Source organism: Lentilactobacillus sp. TOM.63, from assembly GCF_030361045.1.
In the GTDB taxonomy this organism is placed as follows: domain Bacteria; phylum Bacillota; class Bacilli; order Lactobacillales; family Lactobacillaceae; genus Lentilactobacillus; species Lentilactobacillus dabitei.
Genome location: NZ_JAUCAP010000078.1, coordinates 1 through 11,495, shown reverse-complemented (window position 1 = coordinate 11,495; position 11,495 = coordinate 1). Strand labels below are relative to the sequence as shown.

Sequence of the window (11,495 nt, the reverse complement as noted above, 5' to 3'; positions counted from 1 at the left end):
AACAAAAAGAGCCCTAATCACAAAGTGATTAGAACTCGAATTTAGTTTCACCAACAACAGTTGACGAAGAGCCAGTATTTTCGGACAAAGTAAACAAAAATAGCCGCAACCCATGCATCGGGTCCGGCTATTCAGGCTAAATTAGTTTAAAGCATCATTTAATGGTGGGACAACCTGCTTCTTACGTGAAACAACCCCTGGCAATGATAAAGTTGCATCCTTGCTGAGCTTGCTATTAAAGGCCTTCTCAACAGCATCAACGGGATCACCAATGACGATCATTCTTGAGTCACTATTCAAGACGTTGGTGACAAGAACGAGGAATAAATCATAACCCTTGTCGGCAGCCTCTGCCTTCATAGCTTTCTTGATGTCTTCTTGACGTTTGTCGATGTCACTAAATTCAACAACGTTAATTTGATCAATTCGAACGCTCTTACCACCCATCGTGAATGACTTAGCATCAGAATCAATTAATTCTTGGTCACTCTTGGCAGCAACGTTTGTCCCTGCCTTAAGCATTTCAATCCCATACTTTTCGTAATCAATATCAGCGATCTTAGCCAATGTCTTTACGACAATTCGATCCTCATCTGTGGTGGTTGGTGACTTCAGCAACAAGGTATCAGAAATAATCGCTGATAACATCAAACCAGCTAATTGAACGGGGATGTCAATCTTGTTTTCATCAAACATTTTGGTAATGATCGTACTGCAACAGCCAACTGGTTCTGCCCGGTAATACAATGGTTGATCAGTCTGGAAGTTGGAAATTCGGTGATGATCAACAACGTGCGTGATGGTTAAATCTTTGATATCACTAACACTTTGTTGGAATTCATTATGATCAACCAACATAACAGAATCAACTTCATTTTTAGCGGTTTTGATGATGCGTGGTGTTGGCTCGTCGAAGTAATTCAATACAAAGGCAGTTTCGGCATTCGGTTCACCGAGGGCAACGGCTTCCGTGTCGTAGCCTAACTGGTTTTGCAAATAAGAATATGCTTTAGCAGCAACAATCGCGTCAGTATCAGGACTTTGGTGACCAAAAACTAATTCTTTACTCATTAATATGATCTCCTTTAAAGTAATTTTATTTATTTTGCCAGGCGAGACAAATAATCTTTCTTGGCGAGATATTCATCAAATTTAGTTAAGAATCGACCAATTCGAGGAATTTCATTCTTATTTTTTCGGTAAACAAATTTTAAATCAAATCGGATCTTTGGATCAAACTCAGTAACCCAGATATCATCGTCAGTCATCTTGTTTAAATCAAGGTTGAGTAAGAACGACTTCGGCAATGCCGTGTTGGTATGAGTATTGATCGCAAATTTCAAAATTTGTTCTGGCATCGTATATCTTGCGGCCGTTTGTGGAAAATCAACCATTTGGTTCTTGAACGTTTCCCGCAACGTCTGGTTCAAATAATAGTCTTCAGGATACATCACCCACGGACGGTCACCTGAATACTTTAAGCGAATCTTTTTCTTATCGGCAAATTTTGGATTGTGATGAATAAACAATAAATCATCAGAAATAATCTTCTTCGAACTGTATGGTTTCCAGTTCTTAATCGATTCGTCAGGCAAATACATGATGGCTAAATCGATCCGGTTATTCTCCAAACTTTCCCAAATTTCCTTGCGAGTCAACATATGGAAGTTAACTTCAAGATCAGGATTCTCCTTGTATAAGTCGAGCGCAAAATCCTCAAATACCTTGGTTTCAATGGAAGCTAAGATCCCTAAGTTAATTTGACCAGTTGTTGAGCTGGTTGCTTGTTGAATTTCGTCAGTTGCATCGTTCAACAGGTCATAAATCTGATGGGTTGTTTTAAGCATGATATAGCCGGCATCAGTTAGCCGCAATTTTTTACCCACCGAGTAAAATAATGGTGTTCCAACAGTCCGCTCAAGCTTTTTAATTTGTTGTGTCAATGCAGGTTGGGTAATTCCCAAGATCTGAGCTGCTTGAGTATAGTTCATGGTATCGGTTAGTTGGAGGAAGTACGTTAAAGTTTTTGACGAAAAAATATTTTCCTGAGTGGTTTTCATTCAGTCTCTCCTTAATAGGCCAATACTGACCATTAGATAATTAATACTTAACGGTTACCATTAATAATAATTCGAATTGAAAATACTTTCAATCAATATAACCTAACATGAGATAAATTTAATTAATTGATAGAAATTTCTGATGGTTTTTGCCGAATTTTTGTTGGAACCCCTTCACTTTCGACATCCACCACAAACGAACCGTTCGAATAACGTCCGCCGATTGAGAATTCGCTTGGCAAAATGTCATGAACTCGTTTGCGATCGGTCAAAATTTCCAACGGTGAATGTTCATCGGCGATCGTTTCAAAGTCGATTACGCGATGTGAATTGCTCTTGAGTTCGCGAAGAATCATTACCCCTTTACGAGCCCGTGAAGTTACAGGAATTTCTTTCACAGCCAACTTCTTGAAGGCGCCTCGCTGAGTCACAATGGCCACAATACTGTCTTCATTAACCAATTGCAGGTTAACAACCTTATCATCGCCCCGAAGATCCATCGATTTAACCCCGGTTGTCCTTGAACCGTTAACTGGTACTTCGGGAAGCGTGTATCTGATTGCCAGGCCGTTCTTGGAAACCAATAATAACTGCCCAGCTTCCTCTGGATCTGAAAGATAATTTACAGAAACAACTCGCGAATCAGCACTCTTTAATTTTTCATACATATAGGCATGTTTTTTGTAGGTTCGACCAGGCTTTAAGTCCGCAAATGCGGTCTGCTTAATATGGCCCTCATCGGTTGTAATCAGGAAGTTACCGGGTTCCTTTAACGAGTTGAAGGCAAAGGTCCCAATAATTTCTTCATCGTTGTCTAAACCGATTGTTTGTGAAATATGTTCGCCAGTATCTTTCCACTTAACGTCAGCAATTTCATAAACGGGTCGATAGATCAAATTACCCTTGCTGGTGAACATAAACAAGTGGTCCCGAGCATTGAGCTGTTCCATGAAGATCGGATAATCTTCGTCTTTGAGGCCACTTTCACTTGTCGAGGCTTTGTATGAACGAATGCTGCTTCGTTTGATATACCCATCATGGCTGACCATGACAACCACGTCCTCATCGGGGATCAAGACGTCCGTATTAATCTTAATATCGGAAACTTGGCTCTGAATCTCTGTCCGGCGAGGATTCTGATAGGTTTTAGCCAGTTGACGTAATTCTTTTGACAGAACCCGATTGAGTTCAGTTGAATTATTGAGAATTTTTTCAAATTCGGCGATTTGTTCGGAAAGCTGTTTGGATTCATTTTCGAGTTGGGTAACATCGGTATTCGTCAACCGATAAAGTTGTAATGCCACGATTGCGTCAGCCTGTTTTTCGGAAAAATCGTATTCTTTCACTAAATTATCCCGAGCATCTTTTCGATTCTTACTTGCTCGGATCGTTTTAATGACTTTATCCAAGATTGAAAGGGCCTTAATTAAACCGAGAACAATATGTTGACGTTCCTGGGCCTTCTTGAGATTAAAGGTTGTTCGTTTTTCAATGACCTGTTGCTGAAATTCTAAATATGATGCCAGGATCCGCTTGAGAGAAAGTCGTTCCGGCCTCATGTGATCAATGGCAACCATGTTGAAATTGTATGAAACCTGTAGATCCGTATTTTTAAACAGATAATTCAGAATTCCGGTCGAATCAACATCACGTTTCAACTCAACCACAATGCTTAAACCATTCCGGTCACTTTGATCGCGAACTTCTGCAATTCCTTCGATCTTTTTATTGAGGCGAATTTCATCCATCCTTTTGACCAATTGTGCCTTATTGACTTCATAAGGGATCTCAGTGATTACGATCTGCGATTTATTACCCTTCAATGGCTCGATTGATGTTCGTGAACGAACTATAATTTTTCCGTGGCCAGTTTCGTAGGCTTTCTTAATGCCGTCAATTCCTTGAACAATTGCGCCCGTTGGGAAATCGGGACCTTTCACAAACTGCATCAAATCATCCAATGTTGCGTTCGGATGTTTTTGTAGATACAAAATGGCATCGATCACTTCACCTAAATTATGTGGGGGAATATCCGTTGCATAACCAGCTGAGATTCCAGTAGAACCGTTAACCAATAAGTTCGGAAATCTTGACGGTAACACGGTTGGTTCATATTCAGTATCGTCAAAGTTCAATACCCAATCGACCGTATCTTTGTCAATATCCCGAAGCATTTCACTCGATATTTTACTTAACCGTGCTTCAGTGTATCGCATAGCTGCAGGCGGATCACCATCCATCGATCCATTATTACCGTGCATTTGAATGAGTGGTTCTCGAACTTTCCAATCCTGACTCATTCGAACAAGCGCTTCATAAATCGAACTGTCACCATGAGGATGAAAATTACCCATCACGTTTCCGACCGACTTGGCAGACTTGCGAAAAGCCTTGTCGAAGGTGTTACCATCCTTATTCATTGCGTATAAGATTCGTCGTTGAACGGGTTTTAAGCCATCGCGAATGTCTGGTAGTGCCCGTTCTTGAATGATTGAACGGGAATAACGGCTAAACCGCTCCCCCATGACATCCTCGAGGGTTAAACTCTCAATTTTACTCAAAGCCGCTCCCCCTTAATTAGTTGTGTTATCCAAAATACTGCCCTCTTCTTCGAGGTTGAATTTAACGTTCGTTTCGATCCATTTCCGGCGAGGCTCCACTTTGTCACCCATAAGTGTGGTTACTCGGCGCTCTGCCAAAGCAGCATCGTCAATTCGGACCCGGATCAGGGTTCTGGTCTTAGGATCCATCGTGGTCTCCCACAGTTGATCAGCGTTCATTTCTCCAAGACCTTTGAATCGCTGTAGGCTATAACCCTTACCAAATTGTTTGGAGACCTTGGTAAGCTCCTCATTAGTCCAGGCATACTGGATCTTCGTTTTCTTTCCGGCACCCTTTTGGAGCTTGTACAGAGGCGGTAAAGCAATATAAACTCGACCACTGTCAATCATTGGTCGCATATATTTATAGAAAAATGTCAGCAGGAGGATTTGAATGTGGGCACCATCATCATCGGCATCGGTCATGATAATGATCTTATCGTAATTGGCATCGTCAATATTAAAATCCGCGCCGACTCCTGCCCCAATCGTGTAAATCATCGTATTGATTTCTTCGTTCTTCATGATTTCGGGTAACTTGGCCCGTTCAGTATTTAATACTTTACCTCTTAACGGTAAAATTGCTTGGTAGCGACGATCACGGCCCTGCTTAGCTGAACCACCGGCAGAATCACCTTCAACTAGAAACAATTCGTTTTTACTATAATCTTTAGATTGAGCTGGGGTCAGTTTCCCGGACAGCAGTCGCTCCTGTTTCTTATGACGCTTACCGTGCCGAGTTTCATCACGGGCTTTTCTGGCTGCTTGGCGGGCTTGACGGGCACGTAATGCTTTATGAACCAACGTTTGAGCAAACTCACCGTTTTCCATGAGGTAGTAGCCTAATTTTTCGCTCACAACGCCGTCCACAATTGCTCGGGCTTCTGGGGTTCCCAATTTTTCCTTGGTTTGGCCTTCAAATTGCAAAATTTCTTCTGGAATTCGAAGTGATAAGACCACAGAAAGTCCCTCGCGGACATCGCTACCCTCGAGATTTTTATCCTTTTCTTTTAACATCCCGACTTTGCGGGCGTAGTCGTTAAATGCCTTAGTCCAGGCATTTCGAAACCCAGCTTCATGCGTTCCACCGTCTTTGGTACGGACGTTGTTAACAAATGACAACATGGTTTCTGAATAACCATCATTGTATTGGGCGGCGACCTCTACTTCAACTCCAGATTTAACGCCATCAAAGAACATAACATCGCCAAGCGTGTGTTTGTCTTCGTTCAAATATTGGACAAACTCCTTGATGCCTTCATCATAATGAAAGACGTCTTCTTGCTCTTGACCAGGGCGTTCATCAGTTAATGTGATCTTGGTCCCTTTTAGCAGAAATGCAGATTCCCGCAGCCGTTCTGACAAGGTTGAAAAATTATAAACGGTACTGGTGAAAATCTTTGAGTCTGGTTTAAACGTGAGGGTCGTTCCACTATGTTCCCGGGTTTTACCGGTTTTTTTCAAAGTGCCAACCGGATGCCCACCATTGGTGAAATTCTCTTTGTACTTGTAGCCATCTCTAACAATGACAACCTTCAATGAGGAAGATAATGCGTTAACAACACTGGCACCAACTCCGTGCAGTCCGCCGGAAGTTTTATAACCACCTTGGCCAAATTTTCCACCGGCGTGCAGCATTGTCAGAATTACTTCCGGGGTGGGTTTGCCAGAAGCATGCATCCCAACTGGCATCCCTCGGCCATGATCCTTGACCGTGATACTGTTGTCCTTGTGAATCGTGACATTGATCTCATCACCATATCCAGCCAGGACTTCATCAACCGCGTTATCAACAATTTCATACACAAGATGGTGTAAGCCTCGGGAATCGGTTGAGCCAATGTACATTCCAGGACGTTTTCTAACAGCGTCGAGTCCCTCTAATATTTGTATCGAGGAATCATCGTATTTTACTTTTTGTTTTACCATTTCGTCGTGACTCCTTTTTTGCAATCTACTTCATAATAACCTAAAATCACCACTTTGAAAATAAATTTTGTTGGCGCAAACCGATTATCATGCTAAAATTAAAGGCGCTATATTGGTTCGATACATCCTAATAATAAGAGGTTTAACATGAATTCAGACACAATCCAAATTATATCAATGTTAGTTATCGCTTATCTACTCGGTTCAATTCCAAGTGGCGTCTGGATCGGCAAACTATTCTTTCATATCGACATCCGTCGCCATGGTTCTGGTAATATTGGAACCACTAATACTTATCGGGTTTTGGGACCCATTGCCGGGACGATTGTAATGGCAATGGATATCTCAAAAGGGGCGATTGCCACCCTGTTACCAACTTTTTTCGGGAATTTTACTGTGAATGCGCTAGTTTTTGGCTTAGCGGCCATTTTAGGACACACATTTTCCGTCTTTGACCACTTCAAAGGCGGTAAAGCAGTCGCAACCAGTGCAGGGATGATTCTCGCTTACCGACCCATGTTTTTCTTAATTGCTGCTGGAATTTGGATCCTGTTGATTCTGCTGACCAGTATGGTGAGCCTTGCCAGCATGGTGGCCTTCACGCTGACAACTATTACCACATTTTTTGTTAATGATGCCTTCCTGAGTATCCTGGCAATTGTGCTGACAATCTTTATTTTCTATCGGCACCACACAAATATTCGGCGAATTATGAACGGAACGGAGAGTATGGTGCCATTTGGGTTAGGAAATTACTTTCGAAAGAAAAAGGCAACCAACTGAAATTTAACCGTCATACCAACAAAAGCGAGCGATTCGATGCTGAATCACCCGCTTTTTGCTACCTTAAATTATTAAAAGAAACTAATTTCATATTTGGCATCAAAGGTTTGTTTGCCAGCCAACTCGTTGATTGCAAACTTATGGGCCAAAATACCGTCAGAATCGACAGGATCTGCTAATCCCCACCAGGGCTCAATACAAACGAATGGTGCCTTCTTTGGATACGGCGACCAAATACCTACATATGGCGCATTAAAAACCGTAACGGCGACACCATGGTCATTGGCAGTACTTGCCAGCATCATAGTAGTCTCTTGATGATCTAAATTTAAAATCAACGCGTCATTCTCAAACAATTTGTGTTTTAATGCTAACGGTTTAGTTAAATCTAACTCTCGGGGATTTTCTGGATCGCTGTACGGTGGTTTAAGAGGCGTTCGCTGGTAGTTCTTTTTAGGAGCCACCCGGACAAAGGCATCTTTGAAAGTTCCTTGACCGTCGATGAGCGACACGTTAAACCCAGGATGAGCACCAATTGAGAACAAAAGTTGATCATCGTTTGGATTAAACACGCTCAATTGAACTTTGAGTGCATGGCCAACTAACTGATATGAAATTCTGAGTCGAAAATGGAATGGATAATGTTGGAGGGTTTCTTCATTATCTTTTAATTCCAATTGAACAGAGTTATCATCTTGGTCAACAACATCAAAAAAGTTATCTCGAGCAAACCCATGTTGAGTCATCTCATAAGTTTGATGATTGTATTGATATTGATTATCCTTTAACCGACCAACGATTGGAAAGAGAATTGGCGCGTGACGTTTCCAATAATTGGGGTTGGCTTGCCAAATATACTCAATTCTCTCACCATCGTTTTCGTGAACACTGCTTAATTCGGCACCAAATTCATTAATCTGGACTGACAAATATTGATTCTTTAATGTAATCATTGTAGTCTCCCCGGCTTATCCTAGAGAATGTATCGTGAAAGGTCCTTATTCTGAGCAAGTTTGCCCACTTTATCGTCGACATATTTTTCGGTGATCGTAATGTCGCCCATCTGCATGTCAGGACCTTCATACAAGATATCTTCAAGTAATTTTTCCAAAATTGTGTGTAATCGGCGGGCCCCGATGTTATCAGTATTGTGATTAACATTAGTTGCGATCTCAGCAATTCGATTAATCGCTTCGATCGTGAAAGTCACCTTAATGTTGTCAGTTCCAATCAAGGCGATATATTGTTTAGTCAGTGAGTTCGTTGGCTCCGTTAAGATGCGGACAAAGTCGTCCTTGGTTAGATCATTTAATTCAACCCGGATTGGGAAACGGCCTTGAAGTTCAGGAATCAAGTCAGAAGGCTTACTTTCAGCAAAGGCACCTGAGCCGATAAACAACATGTGATCGGTGTTAACGGGGCCATACTTGGTATTTACCTGAGAACCTTCAACGATCGGTAGGATGTCTCTTTGAACCCCTTCACGTGAAACCTCACCACTGTTCTTGGAATTACCTGGGGCAATCTTATCAATTTCATCAATGAAGATGATACCGGTATTTTCGGCCCTGGTAATTGCATTATGATAGAGATCAGCTTTGTTAATTAATTCTTCTGATGCTTGGCGGGTCAAAATGGTTCGAGCTTCACTAACGGGAACTGTTCGTTTGATTGTCTTCTTTGGCATTAAACCAGACAGCGTATCATTAAGATCAATTCCCATTTGATTCAGCATGGTATTTTGACCGGAAAGTTGTTGGGAAGGATCAGCCATTTCAATTTCAACCTGGTCATTTTCAAGTAGGCCGGAACGCAATTTTTCGGCAACTGACATCCGCTTTTCCCGAACATCATCCGTCACATTTTCCTGATCATCTGCTTCTTGGGATGGCATTTGACCCTGTTGCATCTGGCTGAACATACTCATCAAGTTCTGCATTTCGTTTTGGTTCTTCTTTTTCTTTTCTGCTGGAACCAGTAATTTGACCAGTTTATTGTTAGCACGTTTTTCAGCTTCAACGTGAACCTGTTTATATTCATCCTCGCGTTCGAGCTGAATGGCATTTTCAACCAAATCGCGAACCATTGATTCAACATCACCGCCCACATAGCCAACTTCGGTAAATTTAGTGGCTTCCACTTTAACAAATGGCGCATTCACAATTTTGGCCAAACGGCGGGCAATTTCAGTTTTGCCGACTCCAGTGGGGCCGATCATGAGTAAGTTTTTAGGGGAAATTTCATCTTGCATATCCTGTGAGAGTTGCATGCGCCGATAACGGTTTCTCAATGCGACTGCGACAGCCTTTTTAGCTTCTCCCTGGCCGACAATATATTGGTCTAAAACTTCAACAATTTCTTTGGGTGTTTGGGTAGATTCTGTCAATGTTAATTACCTCTCTATATTTCTTCAGAAATGACATTTTGATTGGTAAAAATGTCAATATTACCAGCAATATGAATAGCAGCTTCAGCAATTTCTCTAGCACTCATATCAGGTGCGTGGTGCTTCATGGCAGTTGCTGCGGCCAAAGCAAAATTGCCACCCGAACCAATTGCGAGAATATCGTCGTCTGGTTCAATCACTTCTCCTTGGCCAGAAACCAACAGTAAATCGTGATCGTTCATCACAATGAGTAATGCTTCAAGCTTTTGCAATTGTTGGTCTCCACGCCATTCTTGAGCGAGTTCAACAGATGAGCGTTTGAGATCGCCGTCAAATTGATTGAGCTTTTTTTCGAAACGTTCTTCCAGGTTGAATGCATCGGCCACACTGCCGGCAAAGCCGACGACAACTTTATCGTTATAAATTCGCCGAACTTTGTGTGCAGTTCCTTTCATAATCACTTTTTCGCCCATGGTAACCTGACCATCACCCGCCATTGCTAAGTGACCTTGATGACGAACGGCGACGATTGTTGTTGCTTCAAATTTAATTGGCATAATAGTCCTCTTTCAATCTTTAGATTTTAATGATGCGTTGTTTCTTGGAAAATACTTCTGATAATCTTTCATTAAATGACTTTTGGTGACGTGAGTATAAATTTGGGTAGTGGATAAACTGCTATGGCCAAGCAATTCTTGGACCGAGCGCATATCTGCCCCATTGTTCAACATCTCAGTGGCAAATGTGTGCCGCAGCATGTGGGGATGAATGCCTGTAGTCAAACTACTTTGATTAATGATTTCATTCATAATGTATTCAATACCACGGGGCGTGATCGGCTTGCCATAGTGGTTAACGAATAGAAATGAATGATTTTGCCCATATTTTTTCATTAATGGTGTCCGAGCACCCTGTTCATAAGCGAGAATTGCTTCTCTTGCATGATTACCAAAGGGAACGTAACGTTGCTTGTTCCCTTTCCCAGTGACCAGCAAGATCCGATTATCCAAATCAATATCCAGTAGCTGTATCCCTGAGCACTCACTCACCCGAATCCCGGTAGCGTAAAGCAGTTCAAGGACAGCTGTGTTTCGAAGAGCCAACTGGTCATCTGGCCCCTTCCTTGCTGCGGTAAACAGTTCACGCATTTCATTTTGGTAGAAAAATCGTGGTAAGTGGCGATGATGGCTTTTCAAATGCACATATTCAAACGGATTAACCTTGAGCACTTCATTTTTCACTAGAAAGTTATAAAACGATTTGAGTGCCGATATCTTTTGAGCAATTGAATTCCGAGAATACTGATGTTCATAGAGCTGGGTCAAATACGATTCCACATCAAATGCATCAACATCGATCAGGGACTTAACGTCTTCAGGAACCGCATCTAAAAAGGCAATAAATTCACTGATCGAGATTTTGTATGCAGTAATTGTATCTTCGGAGTACTGGCGTTCACTCTTTAAATACTGTAAAAACCGCTTAAAATGTTTTTGATTATCCATCAACATCGCCCTACTTGAAATTCATTTCTGCCAAGTAACTGATAATTCGCAAATGTAATCGTCATCATGCACTAATACTATCATATCAAATAAATCACATTCGTGTCTGGATTTATGTGATTAATTGGTAAATATTGAATGCATGTAAGGCATTTGTAAGCATTAAATAACTGGACGTCTACTTCGTAGACGTCTTTTTGAGTACCATAGAATTATTAATTAAGTATGAGGT

The 11,495-nt window shown here is 41.6% G+C and carries 9 protein-coding genes; 1 reads left to right on the top strand and 8 read right to left on the bottom strand.

Going from position 1 to position 11,495, the window contains the following annotated elements; all coding sequences use genetic code 11:
- Nucleotides 1-141: 141 nt before the first annotated feature.
- The 4 genes from QUF07_RS11760 to parE all read right to left on the bottom strand — a co-directional run bounded on the left by QUF07_RS11760 (nt 142) and on the right by parE (nt 6,589).
- Nucleotides 142-1,071, bottom strand: coding sequence for a manganese-dependent inorganic pyrophosphatase (locus QUF07_RS11760; RefSeq protein WP_217163002.1), 930 nt, complete (start codon nt 1,069-1,071; stop codon nt 142-144).
- 29 nt (nt 1,072-1,100) lie between these two features.
- Entirely contained in the window at nt 1,101-2,060 is a 960-nt protein-coding gene (locus QUF07_RS11755; RefSeq protein ID WP_056982726.1) for a LysR family transcriptional regulator, read from the bottom strand.
- Nucleotides 2,061-2,182: 122 nt separating this feature from the next.
- Nucleotides 2,183-4,621 carry a DNA topoisomerase IV subunit A gene (gene parC / locus QUF07_RS11750; protein ID WP_289427555.1) on the bottom strand — a complete coding sequence of 813 codons (2,439 nt, stop codon included), beginning with the start codon at nt 4,619-4,621 and terminating at the stop codon, nt 2,183-2,185.
- Nucleotides 4,622-4,633: 12 nt separating this feature from the next.
- Nucleotides 4,634-6,589: a DNA topoisomerase IV subunit B gene (gene parE, locus QUF07_RS11745; protein ID WP_217163007.1), complete on the bottom strand. Its 1,956-nt coding sequence runs from the start codon at nt 6,587-6,589 to the stop codon at nt 4,634-4,636.
- A gap of 147 nt (nt 6,590-6,736) precedes the next feature.
- Between parE and plsY the strand changes: the two genes are divergently transcribed.
- Entirely contained in the window at nt 6,737-7,372 is a 636-nt protein-coding gene (gene plsY, locus QUF07_RS11740) for a glycerol-3-phosphate 1-O-acyltransferase PlsY (protein ID WP_217163009.1), read from the top strand.
- A gap of 71 nt (nt 7,373-7,443) precedes the next feature.
- Here the strand turns inward: plsY and QUF07_RS11735 are convergent, their stop codons facing one another.
- From QUF07_RS11735 to xerC, 4 genes are read right to left on the bottom strand one after another with little or no spacing between them, the layout of a single operon-like run.
- Nucleotides 7,444-8,325, bottom strand: coding sequence for an aldose 1-epimerase family protein (locus QUF07_RS11735; RefSeq protein ID WP_217163011.1), 882 nt, complete (start codon nt 8,323-8,325; stop codon nt 7,444-7,446).
- A 20-nt stretch (nt 8,326-8,345) separates the two neighbouring features.
- Nucleotides 8,346-9,758, bottom strand: a complete 1,413-nt coding sequence (gene hslU / locus QUF07_RS11730; protein ID WP_217163012.1) for an ATP-dependent protease ATPase subunit HslU — start codon at nt 9,756-9,758, stop codon at nt 8,346-8,348.
- A 14-nt stretch (nt 9,759-9,772) separates the two neighbouring features.
- Nucleotides 9,773-10,315, bottom strand: coding sequence for an ATP-dependent protease subunit HslV (gene hslV, locus QUF07_RS11725; protein ID WP_008856814.1), 543 nt, complete (start codon nt 10,313-10,315; stop codon nt 9,773-9,775).
- Between the two features lie 12 nt (nt 10,316-10,327).
- Entirely contained in the window at nt 10,328-11,269 is a 942-nt protein-coding gene (gene xerC / locus QUF07_RS11720) for a tyrosine recombinase XerC (protein ID WP_430673525.1), read from the bottom strand.
- Nucleotides 11,270-11,495: the final 226 nt, after the last annotated feature.

Excerpts from the sequence above, each read along its gene's own strand:
- hslV (WP_008856814.1), bottom strand. The coding sequence starts at position 10,315 with ATGCCAATTAAATTTGAAGCAACAACAATCGTCGCCGTTCGTCATCAA.
- xerC (WP_430673525.1), bottom strand. The coding sequence starts at position 11,269 with ATGTTGATGGATAATCAAAAACATTTTAAGCGGTTTTTACAGTATTTA.
- plsY (WP_217163009.1), top strand. The coding sequence starts at position 6,737 with ATGAATTCAGACACAATCCAAATTATATCAATGTTAGTTATCGCTTAT.
- QUF07_RS11760 (WP_217163002.1), bottom strand. The coding sequence starts at position 1,071 with ATGAGTAAAGAATTAGTTTTTGGTCACCAAAGTCCTGATACTGACGCG.
- QUF07_RS11755 (WP_056982726.1), bottom strand. The coding sequence starts at position 2,060 with ATGAAAACCACTCAGGAAAATATTTTTTCGTCAAAAACTTTAACGTAC.
- QUF07_RS11735 (WP_217163011.1), bottom strand. The coding sequence starts at position 8,325 with ATGATTACATTAAAGAATCAATATTTGTCAGTCCAGATTAATGAATTT.
- parE (WP_217163007.1), bottom strand. The coding sequence starts at position 6,589 with ATGGTAAAACAAAAAGTAAAATACGATGATTCCTCGATACAAATATTA.